This window comes from Sanguibacter sp. HDW7 (assembly GCF_011300875.1).
Taxonomy (GTDB): domain Bacteria; phylum Actinomycetota; class Actinomycetes; order Actinomycetales; family Cellulomonadaceae; genus Flavimobilis.
Map to the genome: position 1 here is coordinate 2,491,225 of NZ_CP049862.1, position 16,692 is coordinate 2,507,916.

General features: G+C 73.9%; 13 protein-coding genes. 8 read left to right on the top strand and 5 right to left on the bottom strand.

Translation table 11 applies throughout. From position 1 onward, the window contains the following. Nucleotides 1–203 precede the first annotated feature (203 nt). Complete coding sequence (locus G7063_RS11340) at nucleotides 204–662, bottom strand: PH domain-containing protein (protein WP_166414488.1); 459 nt, start codon at nucleotides 660–662, stop codon at nucleotides 204–206. A gap of 405 nt (nucleotides 663–1,067) precedes the next feature. On the opposite strand from G7063_RS11340, the gene G7063_RS11345 reads away from it, so the two are divergent. Further along, nucleotides 1,068–5,474 (top strand): FtsK/SpoIIIE domain-containing protein, encoded by a 4,407-nt coding sequence (locus tag G7063_RS11345; protein ID WP_166414489.1) that lies wholly within the window; start codon nucleotides 1,068–1,070, stop codon nucleotides 5,472–5,474. On the opposite strand, the gene G7063_RS11350 is transcribed toward G7063_RS11345, so the two are convergent. Beyond that, a complete protein-coding gene (locus G7063_RS11350) occupies nucleotides 5,424–5,849 on the bottom strand; it encodes a hypothetical protein (protein ID WP_166414490.1) in 426 nt (141 codons plus the stop codon). The two genes, G7063_RS11345 and G7063_RS11350, sit on opposite strands and share 51 nt — an antisense overlap. A 325-nt stretch (nucleotides 5,850–6,174) precedes the next feature. Here G7063_RS11350 and G7063_RS11355 point away from each other — a divergent pair, with 325 nt between their 5' ends. Continuing rightward, the gene (locus tag G7063_RS11355) at nucleotides 6,175–6,423 is read left to right on the top strand and encodes a WhiB family transcriptional regulator (protein WP_102510284.1); all 249 of its coding nucleotides are present in this window, start codon (nucleotides 6,175–6,177) and stop codon (nucleotides 6,421–6,423) included. Between the two features lie 191 nt (nucleotides 6,424–6,614). On the opposite strand, the gene G7063_RS11360 is transcribed toward G7063_RS11355, so the two are convergent. Further along, the gene (locus G7063_RS11360) at nucleotides 6,615–8,093 is read right to left on the bottom strand and encodes a sensor histidine kinase (protein ID WP_166414491.1); all 1,479 of its coding nucleotides are present in this window, start codon (nucleotides 8,091–8,093) and stop codon (nucleotides 6,615–6,617) included. 117 nt (nucleotides 8,094–8,210) lie between these two features. On the opposite strand from G7063_RS11360, the gene G7063_RS11365 reads away from it, so the two are divergent. The 5 genes from G7063_RS11365 (at nucleotide 8,211) to G7063_RS11385 (ending at nucleotide 13,666) form a co-directional block, all read left to right on the top strand. Then, nucleotides 8,211–8,717 carry a DUF2505 domain-containing protein gene (locus tag G7063_RS11365; RefSeq protein ID WP_166414492.1) on the top strand — a complete coding sequence of 169 codons (507 nt, stop codon included), beginning with the start codon at nucleotides 8,211–8,213 and terminating at the stop codon, nucleotides 8,715–8,717. A gap of 302 nt (nucleotides 8,718–9,019) precedes the next feature. Then, the gene (locus tag G7063_RS11370; RefSeq protein WP_240916053.1) at nucleotides 9,020–10,333 is read left to right on the top strand and encodes an ABC transporter substrate-binding protein; all 1,314 of its coding nucleotides are present in this window, start codon (nucleotides 9,020–9,022) and stop codon (nucleotides 10,331–10,333) included. A 121-nt stretch (nucleotides 10,334–10,454) separates the two neighbouring features. Then, nucleotides 10,455–11,456, top strand: a complete 1,002-nt coding sequence (locus G7063_RS11375; protein WP_166414494.1) for a carbohydrate ABC transporter permease — start codon at nucleotides 10,455–10,457, stop codon at nucleotides 11,454–11,456. Next, entirely contained in the window at nucleotides 11,453–12,370 is a 918-nt protein-coding gene (locus G7063_RS11380) for a carbohydrate ABC transporter permease (protein ID WP_166414495.1), read from the top strand. The genes G7063_RS11375 and G7063_RS11380 overlap by 4 nt, the downstream gene beginning before the upstream one ends. Nucleotides 12,371–12,628: 258 nt before the next feature. After that, on the top strand, nucleotides 12,629–13,666 hold the full coding sequence (locus G7063_RS11385; protein WP_166414496.1) for a LacI family DNA-binding transcriptional regulator: 1,038 nt from the start codon (nucleotides 12,629–12,631) through the stop codon (nucleotides 13,664–13,666). A gap of 194 nt (nucleotides 13,667–13,860) precedes the next feature. Here the strand turns inward: G7063_RS11385 and G7063_RS11390 are convergent, their stop codons facing one another. Both G7063_RS11390 and G7063_RS11395 read right to left on the bottom strand, forming a co-directional pair. Further along, nucleotides 13,861–14,991, bottom strand: a complete 1,131-nt coding sequence (locus G7063_RS11390) for an AAA family ATPase (protein WP_166414497.1) — start codon at nucleotides 14,989–14,991, stop codon at nucleotides 13,861–13,863. Nucleotides 14,992–15,084: 93 nt separating this feature from the next. Then, nucleotides 15,085–15,921 (bottom strand): DUF2249 domain-containing protein, encoded by an 837-nt coding sequence (locus tag G7063_RS11395; RefSeq protein ID WP_166414498.1) that lies wholly within the window; start codon nucleotides 15,919–15,921, stop codon nucleotides 15,085–15,087. A gap of 71 nt (nucleotides 15,922–15,992) precedes the next feature. Here G7063_RS11395 and G7063_RS11400 point away from each other — a divergent pair, with 71 nt between their 5' ends. Next, on the top strand, nucleotides 15,993–16,691 hold the full coding sequence (locus tag G7063_RS11400) for a metalloregulator ArsR/SmtB family transcription factor (RefSeq protein WP_206188143.1): 699 nt from the start codon (nucleotides 15,993–15,995) through the stop codon (nucleotides 16,689–16,691). The last annotated feature ends 1 nt before the right edge of the window (nucleotide 16,692 follow it).

Here is a 16,692-nt window from a genome sequence, read left to right on the forward strand (position 1 = left end):
GCGCCCGGCGCGGACCATGGTCCGCGCCGGGCGCTCCTGCGTTCAGCCCGAGTGTGCAACGGCGCTACCAGTCACACAGACAGAGTGACTCGAAGCGGTTCTGCACACCGCCGAGTGTGCGGCGCCGCTACGAGTCACAGCGGGGTGATGGCCGACATCGACAGGGCTGGTGCTCAGCGTGGCGCCCGGTCCTGGTCGATCGCCTACCGCGTGCCGAGCGCGAGCTCCGCCTTGAGCTCGCGCACCGTTCGCACGGCACGCCGCCTCCCCGACATCGTCACATCGAGGCCAACTCTCTCTCGACCACCTGGACCACGAACCTCGACATAGACGGACCACACTCCGAAGGTTGTGCCGCCACGCACCCACGTTCCGTCATAGTTCCCCACGCCCACATAGGCGATGTCGTCCACGGCAAACCGATAGGTCCGCAACCAGCTCCGGACGAAGATCCCGTCGGGCGACACCCGCACCTCAAGGACCAGGGAGCGGGCGAAGGCCACGAGGGAGAGCGCCGCTGGAACGGTCACGAGCCACGGTTCCGGGGGCCAGTCGCCCACGAGAACGATCACGTAGAACACGAGAATGCACGTCGCGCCGGCACGCGCGACGGAGACCGCACCCTTCACCCGCCTGCCCTCACCGCGGTGACCGTCCGTCACGGATCCCCGTCCCCTTCGCGCTCCCCGGCTCGAGACCGTGCCACGCCCTGTTGTCGACAACCATGGCATCCGTCGTCCGAGGCGGCCACTTCCGCCACACCTGGTGACAGGCCCGGTCCGGACGCTGAGATGCGAGGAGGTACCACCGCCTCACCATGGGACGAAGTTCGGACGAACTGGGGCGGGTCCTGGACCGCGTCTGGGCCCACGTCGACACCCCTGACGGAGGGCCTTGTGGACGGGAGTTCTCTCCCCAGCTGCAGGTCCCTCCGGCACATCCAGAGAAGCGCACGGGGCATCGTCGAGGGCATGTGCCCCGCTCCGTCCGCCTCCGACCCAGCCACGCCCGTCGCCCCTAGACCTCTCCCGGTGCAGTCGGTCCTCCCACCGTCCACCGGAGGCCACGTGCGCCTCACGCTCGCGGGCGAGGACGTCGACCTCGAGCGCGGGGCGCGGCTCGGCGCGCTGCGGCCCAGGCTCGCCGAGGTGCTCGGTCGCACAGAGCTGCTCGGAGCGTCGCTCGCCGTCGGCGCCCGGGTGCTCGACGACGACGCGCTCATCGGCTTCGGGCCCCTCGTCCCGGGCGCGGACGTGCGCGTGCACGCCCCGCGTCGTCGTCCTGCGGTGCCGGGCGCCGACGACCTCGTCGCTCGCGCGCACGACGCGCTCGGGGCGCAGGCACGTTGGGAGGTCGTCGAGGGGCCCGGGGCGGGGCGCATCGAGGTGGACGTCGCGCGGGCGGTCGGCGGGCGGGTCGCCGAGGTGCGCGCGCGCCGTACGCGGGACGACGGCCCGGGCGCCCGGGCGGTCCGCGTGCGACGTGTGCGCCTGACCGGCGGGAGCCTGACGACGGACTTGGACGTGCACGGCCCGGAGGATCAGGGTCCGGACGTTCGGGGGACGACCGCTCGTGAGCTGGCCTGTCCCCCGCCGCGCAGGCGCGCGCCGCGCGTCACCCTCGCGCGCGACCACGGCCGCGGGCGGCCCGCACGCCTCGGCCTGCGTCGGCGGCGCGTGCGTGACGGCGACGTCGTGCGCGTGGGTGCCACCGTCGTGCGACGTGTCGTCGTCGAGGTCGCCGCGTCTCGTGCGGACGTCGCAGCCGAGGAGGCCCGCGGGCGCCCGGGCCGCCCGCGAGGGCTCGGGCCGGGCCTGTCGGTGACGACGCTCGTCGTCCCGCTCGTCTCGGCAGCGATGCTCGCGGTCGTCACGGGCCGACCGGCGTTCGCGCTCGTCGGGCTCGTCGGGCCGCTCGTGCTCGGGGCGACGGCCCTCGTCCGGCGCGTGCGCCGCACGCCGCCACCTGTCACGGAGCCGCCGACCACGTGGGCGGGGCTCGCCGCCTCGCCCGTCGACCTCAGCACGAGGATCGTCACGGGCGACCTCGGTCAGCCTGCCACGCCCGGGCCTCGGGCCCTCGCCGTCACGGGCCAGGACCTGGAGCCCCGGGTCCGCGCCGCGGCTCTCGCGTTCGCGGCGCTGCACCCCGGGGCGCCCGTCGCGGTCGTCGGCGGCGACGCCCGGGCGTGGGAGTGGGCGCGCTGGCTCGGCGCCCGCGCCACCGACCACCCGGCGGACGACGGTTCGGCGGACGAAGGTGCGCGGCTCGTCGTCGTGACGCATACCGCTCCCGACGACCTGCGCCGCACGAGCGAGTGGTGGGCCCGCACCGGGCCGGGCACGCACGTCCTCCTCGTCGCCCCGGCCTCACTCACCTCTGTGCGGTCGCGGACGGCACGCACGTCGCAGTCCGGAACGGATACGGCGCCCTCCACTCCGTCACGGAAGAACCCCCGTCGGGCGGCGCCAACGTGGGCGGCGCCGACGTGGTGCGAGGGCGACGTCGACGGACCGGGCATCGGTGCCGACCTCGCGGACGCGCTCGCCCGGGCGCTCGCCCCGCACGTCGCGCACGCAGCGGGGGCCGCGCACGCGCCGACCGTCCCTCTCGCCGACCTCGTCGGCCTCGACGCCGCCTCGCCCGCCGACGAGCTCGCCCGTGCCGTCGCCGCCCGGTGGGCTCGCGCCCCGGCACGTCCCGTCGCGCCCGTCGGACGGCTCGCCGACGGGTCCGGGGCGCCGTGCCTCGTCGACCTCGTACGCGACGGGCCGCACGGGCTCGTCGCGGGGACGACGGGCGCGGGCAAGTCCGAGTTCCTCCAGACTCTGGTGCTGTCCCTCGCGCTCACCCTGCCGCCCTCGCGGCTCGCGTTCGTGCTGCTCGACCACAAGGGCGGCGCGGGCTTCGGACCGTGCCTCACGCTGCCGCACGTCGTGGGCGTCGCGACGGACCTCGAACCGGGGTCGGCGCGCCGCGCGCTCGCGGCGCTGCGAGCCGAGCTGCGCTCGCGCGAGGAGCTGCTCGCCCGCCACGGCGTCGCCGACGTCGAGGGGCTGGCAGCCCGTGCGCCGCACATCTGCCCGCCACGCCTCCTCGTCGTCGTCGACGAGCTGCGGGCGCTCGCGGACGACGACCCGGGCCTCGTGCCGTCCTTCCTGCGGATCGCGGCGCAGGGGCGGTCGCTCGGCCTTCACCTCGTGCTCGCTACGCAGCGCCCGGCGGGCACGGTGAGCGCGGACGTCCGCGCGAACGTCGGGCTGCGCGTCGCGCTGCGGGTCGCGTCCGACGCCGACTCCCGCGACGTCGTCGACGTCCCGGACGCGGCCGCGCTGCCGGCGTCGTCGCCCGGGCTGGCGATCGTCGTGACGAGCCGCGCCGCGCAGCGGACGGTGCGGTGCGCGCTCGCGTCCGCACCGTCGACCCCGGTCTCCGCCCGCGTCCGACGGGTGCCGCGCTCCCCCGGGCCCGCGCGATCCGCCGCCCCGTCGTGGGGCGACGACGTCGCGGCACGGCTCGTCGCCGCCGCTGACGCCGCGGTCCGCGTGTCCGGGACGAGCCGGTCGACGCCGCTGTGGGAGCCGCCGCTCCCGCTGCGCTGCACGTCGGCGGACGCCCCTGCCGCCCCGGCGGACGCCCTTCCCGCCGGGCCTGACGCCCTTCCCGTCGCGCTTCTCGACGAGCCCGACCTGCGTCGACGTGGCGTCGCGGCCTGGGAGCCCGCGCGGGGGCACCTCCACGTCGAGGGTGCGCCCGGTTCGGGCCGCTCGACGGTCCTCCACGCGCTCGCGCTCGAGGCGGCCGCGCGAGGCTGGCACGTCCACGTGCTCGGCCCGGACCCGCTCGTCGCGGTTCCGTCGGCCGCGGTTCCGTCGGCCGCGGGACAGTCAGTCGCAGGACCGTCGGCCGCAGGACTGTCGGTCACAGTGCCGTCGGTCGCGAGACCGTCGGTCGTAGGGCCGTCGGCCGCGGGACCACCCACGACGGCTGTGCGCCGGTCGGGCCCGCCGTCCGTGCCACCCACCACAGTGCGAGCCGACCTCGCGTCCTCCGGCCTGCCTGTCTGGTTCGGCACGCATGCGTCCGCGACGGACCCGCGGCGTGCCCACGCGCTGCTCGCGCGGCTGCTCGCGTCACCGCCGGAGGTCCGCACGCTCGTCCTCGTCGACGGGGTCGAGGAGCTGCTCGGGGCGCTCGGGCGGGTCGGTCGTGGCGCGGGCGCCGAGACGCTCGTCGCGCTCGCGCGGCAGCCCGCCGCGCACGGGGTGCGCCTCGCGCTCGCGAGCGCCCGGACGCTCACGGGCCAGCTCGCGGCGACCCTCGGGCCGCGGCTCGTCCTCACCGGGACCGAGCGCGCGGGCGACCTCGCGCGCGGGGTCCCGTCGGAGCTTGCGGGTCTCGGAGGTCCGCCCGGGCGCGGTGTCTGGACGGGGACCGGGCCGGCGCGGCTCGCGCAGGCGTTCTGCCCCGGCGCGACGCCTCCCGCGGAGCACGACGCGCCGCACCCGGCACTGAGGCTGCGTCCCGTCCCCGCGTCCGCAGACGACGTCGCTCTCGCGGAGCTCGCCGACGCGGTCGGCGCGACCGACGCGGTCGGCGCGGTCGGCGCGGTCGGCGCGGTCGGCGCGGTCGGCGCGGTCGGCGCGGTCGGCGCGGTCGGCGCGGTCGGCGCGGTCGGCGCGGTCGGCGCGGCGCCGCACGCGGGCCTCGCGCCGCTCGGCCACGGCGGCGACGACGCGGGTCCGCGACTGCTCGACATCACCCGCGACGTGCTCGTCGTCGGCCCGCCCGGCTCGGGACGGACGTCGGTCCTCGGGCGGCTCGCGGCTCACGCGGCGCGGCTCGGGCCGGTGCTCGTCGTCGGCTCGTGCCCGGCGCTCGTGCCACCGGACGACGACACCCGGGCCGTCGTCGGCCAGCGCCCGGCGTCGGTGTCCGGGGACGACATCGTCGCGTCGGACCTCGGCGGCATCCCGGCGTCCGCACCCGCGGGCGACGGCGCCGACGTCGTCGTCGTGCCGGTGACGCCCGAGGGCCTCGCGCGCGTGCCCGCCGTCGTCGCGGGCGGCGCGTGGACGCTCGTTGTCGACGACGTCGACGTCCTTGCCCGGCTCCTGCCCGCCGAGCACGACCGCGCGGGAAGCATCCCGGGGGTCGCGCGCTGCCTCGTGTCCGCGACGACGGCCGCGGCGACGCTCGCGTCCCGGGGGCTTCTGGGCCGGGCGCGCGCGGGGCGCCACGGCGTCGTGCTCGACCCGGGAAGGCCCGGGTCGGCGGACGCGCTCGCAACGGAGGTCGCCGACGTCGTCGAGCCGGGGCCGTCGCACCCTGGGCGCGGGGCGCTCGTCGCCGACGGTCGCGTCGAGCTCGTCCAGTGCCTTGCGCCGGACGCCGAGGTCGGCCCCGTCCGCAGCGGCCTGGGCTCACTCCCCTGCGGGGCGTCCCGCGGTCGTCCGGGCGGTGACGCCGGGTGAGACGATGCCGCCGACGACGACGACGGCGAGGACGAGCAGCACGACGGGCACGGGGTGCGCGCCTCCCTGGAGCCACGTCACGGCGAGGACGACCTGGAAGAGCTGCCAGGTCACGGCTGGCGAACGGCCCCAGCGGCGTCCGTCGAGCAGGCCGCGCGCGGCGGCGAGCAGGATCGCTGCGAGTCCCCAGGCGAACGCGACGAGGAAGAGGTCCATGCCCGCGCGGCCGCCGTGCAGGAGGTCGCCGACCGCGAACCCGCCGGCGACGACGAGCCCGAGCGCCTCGAGCGCGAGGAAGCCCACGACGACGAGGAGAGTGGTGCGGCCGGGGCCGGGGGCCGCGACGCCGGGACGGCGGAGGAGGTCGAGTGCCACGCCTCGAGACTACGGGACCGGCGCCGGTGGCCACGGTGAAGGGCCGTGCGCGCCGGCCGCCGAGGCGCCGTCGGACACCCCGTGCACGGTGGTACGGCAGGCCCGAGACCTGCGGCGCGACCGCCCGAGCAGCCGCGCGATGTCAAGGATGAGACCTTGTGACCATCACCTCAGGGTCACCGCGTCGAAACCTTCTCGTGACCTCTTGTGGAACTGGCCGTGAGGTGTGAACCTTGTGGGGTCCCTACGGACACACCCCCTTCTTCGAACGGTCGCGTCGCGCTGCGCGCAGAACCGTTCCGCACCACCACCGAGGAGCATTTCCATGGACTGGCGTCATCGCGCCGCATGCCTCACCGAGGACCCTGAGCTGTTCTTCCCCATCGGGAACACCGGCCCGGCGATCCTGCAGATCGAGGATGCGAAGGCCGTCTGCCGTCGCTGCGACGTCGTCGACACGTGCCTCAAGTGGGCGCTCGAGTCCGGTCAGGACGCGGGCGTCTGGGGCGGCATGTCCGAGGACGAGCGTCGCGCGCTCAAGCGCCGTACGGCCCGCGCGCGTCGCGCCGGCTGACACAAGCCTCACGCACGGCCGAGGGCCGGCACCCGCACGGGTGCCGGCCCTCGCTGTGTTCGTGGGCGCTCCTGCTCCTCAGGACGTTCGCGGAGCGTAGGGACGCCCACTGAGCCTAGGGACGCTCGCGGAGCGTCAGGACACTCGCGGGCACTCGTGACACCCGCGGGGCGACACGAGGGCCGCGGCGGTCACGCAGGACGCGTCGCGCGGTGCCCGCGAGCGTCGCGGAGCACGACGCGCACGGTGACGTCGGTGCCGCCGGTCGGGTTGCCGTCCCACTCGATCGAGCCGTGGAGCTCGTTCTGGACGAGGGTGCGCACGATCTGCGTGCCGAGGCCGGAGCCGGGGCCGTGGTCGGGCGACAGGCCGATGCCGTCATCGACGATGTGGACGGTGAGGTCGTGCCCCTCGCGTGTCGTCGTGATGCGGACGTTGCCGGTCGCGCGGTCGGGGAAGCCGTGCTCGACGGCGTTCGTCACGAGCTCGGTGAGGACGAGGGCGAGCGGCGTCGCGTCCTCGGCGTGGACGAGCCCGAAGGTCCCCTCGGAGATCGTGCGGACGCTCGTGTCGGCGGACGCGATGTCGGCCGCGAGCCGCAGGACTCGTCCGACCATGTCGTCGAACTCGACCTCCTCCTCGAGCGTCTGCGAGAGCGCCTGGTGGACGAGCGCGATCGTGTCGACACGACGCATGGCCTCCTCGAGCGCGGCGCGTGCCTCGGGCACGTGCATGCGCCGGGCCTGGAGGCGCAGGAGTGCGGCGACGGTCTGGAGGTTGTTCTTCACGCGGTGGTGGATCTCGCGGATCGTCGCGTCCTTGGTGATGAGCTCGCGCTCGCGCCGGCGGACCTCGGTGACGTCGCGGCACAGGAGCACGGCGCCCATGCGGCGTCCGTCCTCGGTGATGGGCAGCGAGCGCACGGACAGCGAGACGCGCGCGGACTCGAGCTCCGTGCGCCACGGGGCGCGGCCCATCATGACGACGGGCAGGGACTCGTCGACGGGCGCCTGCTGGACGAGGAGGTCCGCAGTGATCTCGACGAGCGACTCACCGACGAGCGGTCCGTAGACCCCGAGGCGGTGGAAGCACGAGAGGGCGTTGGGGCTGGCGTAGAGGACCTCACCCTCGGCGTTGAGACGCAGGAGGCCGTCGCCGACGCGGGGGGCGCCGCGGCGCGGCCCGGTCGCGGAGTCGGACTGCGGGAACTCTCCGCGGGAGATCATGCCGAGCAGGCCTTCGGCGGCCTCGACGTAGTTGAGCTCGAGGCGGCTCGGTGTGCGCCCGGAGCCGAGGTACGTCTGGCGGACGAGGACGGCGATCGCGCGGCCGGCGCGGACGACGGGCACGAACTCCTCGCGCACGGCGTAGGCGCCGAGCCAGCGGGGCTCGCGCTCACGGTGGACGCGACGGTCGTCGAAGGCCTCGAGGAGCTGGGCGCGACGGCCGGACGGGGCGACGGTCCCGACGATGTCGTCGTAGTGGACGGTCGCGCCGGTCGACGGGCGGCAGTGGGCGATCGCGACGAGCTCGCCGTCGTCGGTCGGCAGCCACAGGACGAGGTCGGCGAAGGCGAGGTCGGAGATCACCTGCCAGTCCCCCGCGAGGAGGTGCAGCCAGTCGACGTCGGCGGGGTCGAGGGACGAGTGGCGGGAGATGAGCTCGCTCATGACGGACACACCTCCAGGGTACGTGGCGCGGCGGGTGCGGCGGTGCGCGCACAGCGTGGTCCGTGTCGGGGTCCTCAGGCCAGGACGGGGGCGGGTCCGCGCCGCTAGGCTCGGACCATGCACGTGACGATCGACGTCCCCGTCCCGCTTCCCGCCGCCGCGTACGCGACGCTCCTGCGCGACGCGGTGTTCGTGCGCTTCCGCACGTCGGTGCCGGGAGCGAGCGTGGACGACGTCGTGGTGACGCCGACGGGTGGCGAGTCGTTCACGGTAACGGTACGCCGGTCGGTGTCGGCGGAGCAGATCCCTCCGCAGGTGCGCTCGTTCGTGGGCTCGGAGCTCGAGATCCGTCAGGTCGAGGCCTGGGACGGCGAGCGCGACGGGTCGTGGCACGGGACCGTCGCGCTCGAGATCACGGGCACGCCGGTGCGCCTCACGGGCACTGTGGCGCTCGTGCCGTCGGGCGAGGGCGCTCTCCTCACGTACGACGGCGAGGTGCGGGCGTCGATCCCGCTGTTCGGATCGGCGGTCGAGCGGTCGGCGGCCGAGGCCGTGCGGGCGACGCTCGCGGCCGAGGAGGTGCGCGTCCAGGCGTGGGTCGACGTGCACGGCACGCCGGCCTGAACGGAGCGACCCCGCGTCGGAACGCTCGGCGCGCGCATAACAATCCCGCAACGGCCGCCGGGGCCTTAAGCCTCTGACCTGCGCTTTTAAAGTCATGGGATCGCTTCCACAGGCTTTTCGCCTGCGAGCGCTTGACAGCGCTCCCACACCTTCGCGACGATCTTCCTCAGCGGCGTGGAAACGCTCCCACGAACACGGTGGGAGCGCTTCCCTCAGGATCACGCCGAGAACGACGCCCACCCGCCGGGTGCGCGGCAGGAATGGCCGCGGCGACGACGCCGTGCCAGGACGAAGGAGTCACAGTGCGTAAGAACACCACTCGGACGTGGGCCGCGGTCGCCGGCATCGCGTCTCTCGCGCTCGTCGTGAGCGCGTGCGGCGGGGAAGACACCCCGGGCACCGGCGCGACGTCGGGCAGCAAGGCCCCGGGCGAGAAGGTCAAGCTCGTCGTGTCCACCTTCAACGACTTCGGCTACAAGCCGCACATCGAGCAGTTCATGAAGGACAACCCCGACATCATCGTCGAGGAGAAGATCACGGGCGGCTCCGACGAGTCCCGCGAGAACATGTTCAACTTCCTCGGTCAGAAGTCGGGCCTCGCCGACGTCGAGGCCATCGAGGGCGACTGGGTCCCCGAGCTCATGCAGTACGCCGACAAGTTCGTCGACCTCACGGACCCCGCGCTCGCCAACCGCTGGCTCGACTGGAAGATCGCTGGGGGCACGGACGCCAACGGCCGCGTCATCATGTACGGCACCGACTCGGGCCCCAACGCGGTCGCGTACCGCGCCGACCTCTTCGAGAAGGCCGGTCTCCCGAGCGACCGCGAGAGCGTCGCCAAGCTCCTCACCGGCGACTGGGCCAACTACTTCGAGGTGGGCAAGCAGTACACCGAGAAGACCGGCAAGCCCTGGTTCGACACCGCCCGCGGCACGTTCTTCGGCATGATCAACCAGGTCGAGCGCGCCTACGAGAACACGGACGGCACGGTCCGCGACCTGGCCGGCTCCGACGTCGAGACCCTCTTCCGCCAGGTCCTCACCGCCTCGGCCGAGCAGAACCAGTCCTCGCACACGCCGCAGTGGAAGCCCGACTGGGACAAGGTCTTCAAGGGTGACAACGGCTTCGCGACGATCCTCGCTCCGGGCTGGATGCTCAACGTCATCAAGGAGCGCGGTGGTGACGACTTCAAGGGCTGGGACATCGCCGATGTCTTCCCCGGCGGCGCCGGCAACTGGGGCGGCTCGTTCCTCGCGGTGCCGACGCAGTCGAAGCACCCTGAGGAGGCCAAGAAGCTCGCGGCCTACCTCACCTCGCCCGAGGTCCAGTCGAAGCTCTTCGTCGACCAGGGCGCCTTCCCGTCGACCGTCGACGCGCTGAAGTCCGACGACGTGCAGAACGCAACCTTCGCATGGTTCAACGACGCCCCCACCGGCAAGATCCTCTCGAACCGCGCGGTCGGCATCAAGCCGGTCTTCAAGGGCCCGCTCTACAAGAAGGTCTCGGACGTCGTCAACAACGGCCTCGACCGCGTCGACCTCGGCGTCTCCGGCAAGAAGCAGTCGATCGACGAGTCCTGGGCTCAGGTGCTCTCGGAGCTCAAGAACCTCAACTGATCACACCGGAGGCCGGGGTGCACGACGCACCCCGGCCTCCGGCCGTCGGCGGCGCGTCCGCCACCGGTGCACGCCACAGCCCTCACAGCCCGCCGCCGCGGGCGCACACGAAGGAACCCCCATGACCGTCAGCACGTCCTCGACCCGTCGCGCGGGCACGGGCGGCCCGGCTCAGGTCCCCGCCCCGCAGCAGGCTCGCCGCCTCGGCTGGGGCCAGCGGATGAGCCGGTTCGACCTCAAGGTCTCGCCGTACCTCTACATCTCGCCGTTCTTCATCCTCTTCGGCATCTTCGGCCTCGCGCCGCTTCTCTACACCGCGTACGTCGCGGTCCACCAGTGGCACCCCATCGGTGGCAAGGGCGAGTTCGTCGGCCTCGACAACTTCACCGCGATCCTCCAGCAGGACCAGTTCTGGAACGCGGTCGGCAACACGTTCTCGATCTTCCTCATCTCCACCGTGCCGCAGCTCATCGTCGCGGTGTTCATCGCCGCGGTGCTCGACTCCAACCTGCGTGCAGGGACGTTCTGGCGCATGGGCGTCCTCCTGCCCTACGTCGTGGCCCCCGTCGCGGTGGCCCTCATCTTCTCGAACCTCTTCTCCGAGCAGTTCGGACTCTTCAACTCCCTGCTCGGCATGATCGGGATCGACCCGGTGCCGTGGTCGTCCGACGTCATCCCGTCGCACATCGCGATCGCGACGATGGTGAACTTCCGCTGGACGGGCTACAACACCCTCATCCTCCTCGCGGCGATGCAGGCCGTCCCCCGCGACCTCTACGAGGCTGCGACGATCGACGGCGCGGGCCGCGTCCGCCAGTTCTTCGCGATTACGGTGCCCATGCTCAAGGCGACCATCACGTTCGTCGTCATCACCTCGACGATCGGCGGCCTGCAGATCTTCGACGAGGCCCGCATGTACGGCGGCGGTTCGGGCTCAGGCCGAGGCGGACCCGACGGCGAGTGGAAGACCATCACCCTGTACCTCTGGGAGGTCGGCTGGAACTCGACCAACTTCGGCCGCGCGGCGGCCATCGCATGGCTGCTGTTCCTCCTCATCCTCCTCGTCGGCGTCGTGAACTTCCTCCTCACCCGCCGCATCTCCTCGCAGGGAGGCGACCGATGACCTCGATCCCCGCCATCGCCCAGTCCGCCGGACCCGGCGCAGCTCGCGCGGCAGCGCGCCGCGGCGCGCGGAAGTCCTCGCCCTTCGCAAGCGGCGAGCGCAAGCCCGGCAAGCTCACGTACACGATCCTCTCGGCGTTCGTCCTCTTCTCGGCCTTCCCGTTCTACTGGTCGTTCCTCATCGGGTCGAAGGACAACGACTTCGTCTACTCGGGCGAGTTCACCCTGATCCCGGGACCGAACTTCCTCGACAACGTCAAGCGGGTCCTCGAGTCCGACATCAACTTCTGGGGTGCGACGCTCAACTCGCTCATCGCCGCGACGTCGATGTCCGTCTCGGTCGTCCTGCTCTCGACGCTCGCCGGCTTCTCGTTCGCGAAGCTGCGCTTCAAGGGTCGCCGCGGTCTCCTCGTCTCGGTCATCGCGACGATGGCGGTCCCGACGCAGCTCGGCATCGTGCCGCTCTACCTCATCATGAGCAAGCTCGACCTCCAGGGGAACCTGCTCGCGATCATCCTGCCGGGCCTCGTCACGGCGTTCGGCGTGTTCTGGATGACGCAGTACCTCCAGGACGCCCTGCCGGACGAGCTCATCGACGCCGCACGCGTCGACGGCTGCAACCTCATCCGTACCTTCTGGCACGTGGCCATGCCGGCCGCACGACCGGCCGCCGCGATGCTCTTCCTCTTCACGTTCGTCGGCTCGTGGACGAACTACATGTGGCCGTCCATCATCCTCGACCGCGCCAGCGGCACCCTGCCGGTCGCACTCCAGGGCCTGCAGTCGCAGTACTACACGGACTACCCGCTCATTCTCACGGGTGCGCTGCTGGCCACCGTCCCGCTGCTCATCATCTTCATCCTCGCCGGCAAGCAGCTCGTCGCCGGCATCATGGCGGGCGCAGTCAAGGGCTGACCCGCACCCTGTCTGCCACCGTCGGCCCCCTTGGGGGCCGACGGACCCCGGGAGGTCGAGGCCCGTGGTCCGTCGGTGGCGGTCGTGAAGGCACCCTGTGCCCGTGCGACCACCCGCAGGTCCCGTCCGGCGAGGGCGGGACCTGCGGCGTCTGCGGACCGTACCGCGTGCCGAAATGCCCGTCCGCGCCGGACTCGCCTAGGCTCATCTCACGAGCGGTCCCCCACCGGCCGCCGCCCTCACGAAAGACGATCGACGATGACCGAGTTCACCCCGCGCAACGACGCTGCGGCCCCGACGCTCGATGAGGTGGCGGCGGCTGCCGGCGTCTCCCGGTCGACCGCCTCGCGAGCGCTCAACGGGGGCCTTCGTGTCTCCCCCACCGCGCAGGCCGCGGTCGACGACGCGGCCCTCCAGCTGGGCTACGTCCCCAACCGCGCCGCCCGGTCGCTCGTCACGCGTCGCACGGACTCGATCGCGCTCATCATCCCCGAGCCCGACGAGCGCCTCCTCTCGGACGCGTTCATCGGCGGCACGCTGCGCGGCGTCGGTGACGCGCTCGCACGCACGGACCTCCAGCTCGTCCTCCTGCTCTCGCGCAAGAACGAGACCGCGGACCGCATCGCCCGCTACCTGCGTGGCGGTCACGTCGACGGCGCCGTCATCACGTCGCACCACGAGGGCGACGAGCTCGAGCGCGTCGTCGCCGCGTCGTCGATCCCAGCGGTGTTCGTCGGACGCCCCTTCGACGCCCCGCGCGAGCTCATCTACACGGACGTCGACAACGTCGCGGGCGCCCGGCTCGCGGTCGAGCACCTCGTCGCGCGCGGCCGTACGCGCATCGCGCACATCGCTGGCCCGCAGGACATGACCGCCGGGGTCGACCGCATCAAGGGCTGGCGCGACGCACTGAGCGACCACGGCCTGCCCGCGGACGCGCTCGCGCACGCGCAGTTCACGACCGCGTCGGGCGAGACCGCGACGGCCGAGCTCCTCGAGGCGCACCCGGAGATCGACGCGATCTTCGCGGCCTCGGACACGATCGCGGTCGGCGCGCTGCGGGCGCTCGCGCGCGCGGGCCGCTCGGTGCCCGGGGACGTCTCGGTGGTCGGCTACGACGACCTCGACGCGGCTCAGGCCTCGACGCCCCCGCTCACGACGCTCCACAACCCCGTCGTCGAGCTCGCCGCGACCGCGGTCGAACAGCTCATGCGCCTCATCGAGGCCTCGCAGGGAGGCTCCCCCGTGACGTCGATCGTCTTCCCGCCGCGGCTCGTCGTCCGCGGCACGACCTGACGGACATCGTCACCACACGTCCGGCGCCCCCGGCAGGCCTCGCCTGCCGGGGGCGCCGCCGTCCGGAGCGCTGCCGTCCGGAGCGCTGCCGCCCAGGGGCGCTGCGGTCCGGGGCGCTGCGGTCCGGGGGTGCTGCCGTCCGGTGACACGGGGTCGGCTGTGACGCTCGCGTCCGGACCGCGGCGGGCCGTCCGTCAGCGCACCGGCCACGTCCAGGCGGGAGCATCGAGCGGGCCTTCCCGCCCGACGATTCCCGTCGCGCTGCCTCCGCCTCCGACGAGCCCGACGTGGGTCGCGCCTTCGTCCGAGAGCGCGCTCGCGAGGGCACGGGAATGGGTGACGACGAGCACCTGGCCGCGCTCGGAGGCGCGCAGGACGAGGCGTCCGAGGGGTGCGGCGAGGTCGGGGTGGAGGCCGGTCTCGGGCTCGTCGAGGACGAGGAGCCCGGCGGGCCGTACGGAGAGCAGCGCGGCGACGTGGACGAGATAGCGCAGGGTGCCGTCGGAGAGCTCGGCCGCCGTGACGGGTCGGCGCAGGCCGGGCTGGACGAGCGTGAGCGCGAAGAGTCCTGTCGACGTGTCGATGCGGAGGCGTGAGCCGGGGAACGCGTCGTCGACCGCGGCGTCGAGGAGGTCGCTGCCGCCCGCGTCGACGATCGTCGCGAGCGCGGCCGCGAGGTCCGCGCCGTCGTGGCCGAGGACCTGCGTGCGCGTGCCGACGTGGGGCCTGCGCGCGGGTGAGGCGGCGTCGGTGCGGACGTCGTCGTGGAAGCGCCAGCCGCGCAGGGTGCGGCGGACGAGTCCGACCTCGGGGGCGCCGTCGGGGTCGGCGACCTCGTCGATGATCGACTCGTACGTCGCGAGCGTGCGCGGGTCGTCGCGCCACGAGCCCTCGGCGTCCCGCACGCGCAGGTGCGGGCCCTTGCGCTGGGCCTGGACGGAGCCCGCGCGGAGCGGGCCGCCGCTCCACACGGTCTCCGACTTGATCTCGGGGTCGAGCGCGAACGGCGAGCTGCCGGGCAGCTGTGGCAGGCCGAGGTCGACGGCGTAGCCGAGGCCGTCGCCCTCGAAGCCGAGGCGCAGCGCGACGCGGCCCTGCGGTCCGGGCGCGCGCGAGGATCCGGCCCACAGCGCGGAGCCGAGCCCGCCCTCGCGTGCGAGGGCCCCGACGACCTGCCCCGAGCCGCAGGCCGCGAGCAGCCGCAGCGCGCGGTAGAGCGAGGACTTGCCCGAGCCGTTGGGGCCCGTCACGACCGTGAGCCGGCCGAGCTCGAGCGTGAGGTCGACGAGGCTGCGGTAGCCCGAGACGGCGAGCGTGCGGATCATGCCGCGAGCCTAACGACGACCACCGACGTTTCCGGGAGGGGACCGGAGGACGTCGGTGGCCGCCGAGCGTCGGCGCGGGGCGCGGGGCTCCGCTCAGCGCGTGAAGGCGAGGTGCCAGGTCTCGGGGCCGCGCTGGAGATACTCGACCGCGAAGCGGCCGGGGTGACGGGCCTCGATCTGGGCGAGGAGCGGCAGCGGGTCGTGCGGGGCGACGAGGACGAGGCCGCGGCCCTCCTCGACCGCGTCGAGCGCGCCGAAGATCGTCGCGTGGCGGACGGCGTGCGGGATGACGGTCGCGTCAAGGACGGGCAAGTCGGGGCCCGCGCCCTCGGTCGCCGCGGGCTCGGCAACGTCCGCGTCCGACGCGGCGTCGGCCGGGGCTGCGCCGCCCCCGCCGCAGCCGCCTCCGCCGCAGCCGCACCCGTGCCCGGAGGGGGCGGCGGGTGCGCGGAGGACCTCGCGGACCTCCTCGGCGGGGCGGGTGAGCGGGACGCGGGCGTCGCGCGCGACGAGCGGCACGAGGTCGTGGTCGAGCGTGTCGGAGTGGACGGCGAGCAGAGCGGCGAGGACGTGGCCAGCGCCGACGGCCTCGAGCGGGTGGGTCGTCGTCGCGAGCGTGGTCGCGGCGTCGCGGACGGCGGTGTGGAGCCGCACGAGGGTGCTCGTGGCGGGGCCGCCGTCGGTGGCTGTGCGGACGGCGGGGAGGAGGTGCGCCTCCTCGGCCTCGAGGTGGGGAACGAGGCGGTCGGTCGTCCACCGGGAGAGGCGCTCGCGTGAGGCACCGGCCTGCTGGGCGTCGGCGCCGCTGACTGCGCGGGCGAGCTGGTCGACGAGGACGTGGAGCGTGCCGCGCATCGCGGTGTGGTCGCCCGCGAGCTCCTCGGCGGCGCGGGCGTCGTCGAGGTTCGAGGCGAGGAGCAGGTCGTCCATCGGGGGATCTCCGGTCGTGTTCGGGACCGAGGTCCGGTCCGCCTGCGTCCGACAATAGTACAATCGGCTCCGTGGAAATAACTCCGCGTCCCGGCTACGGCCCCGCCGCCGTCGTCCCGCGCCCCTCGCCCGCCGCGGAGCTCTCGCGCGCCCGCCGCCAGGTGCTCGACCTCCTCGTCGCGCGGGGCGTCCCGACGAGCGTCACCACGGTCGCCACCGAGCTCGGTCAGCACACCAACACCGTGCGCGAGCACCTCGAGGGCCTCGCCGACCTCGGCCTCGTCGAGCGCTCGACCGCTCGTCCCTCGGGACGCGGCCGTCCCGGCGCCCTCTACGCCGCGACGCCGGCGAGCGTGACCGACCCGGCCGTCCAGGAGTACGCGGGCCTCGCCTCCGTCCTCGCCGACCAGATCGCCCGCACGAGCCCCGACCCGCGCGCCGACGCGCTCGCGGCGGGCGACCGTTGGGGTCGCGAGCTCGTCGCGCGCGAGCAGGCCTCCGACGCGACCCACGCACGGCGCTCCGTCGTCCGGCTCCTCGACCGGCTCGGGTTCGCCCCCGTGCCCGACGGCTCCGACCACGCCGTCGAGCTGCGCCGCTGCCCCCTGCTCGACGCCGCGCTGCGCACCCCCGAGGTCGTGTGCGCCGTCCACCTCGGACTCGCGCGCGGCGCGCTCGACGCGCTCGGCGCGCCGACCGACCGCACGACGCTCGAGCCCTTCGCGCTGCCCGGCTCGTGCCTGCTCCACCTCGACGCCACGGAGATCTGAG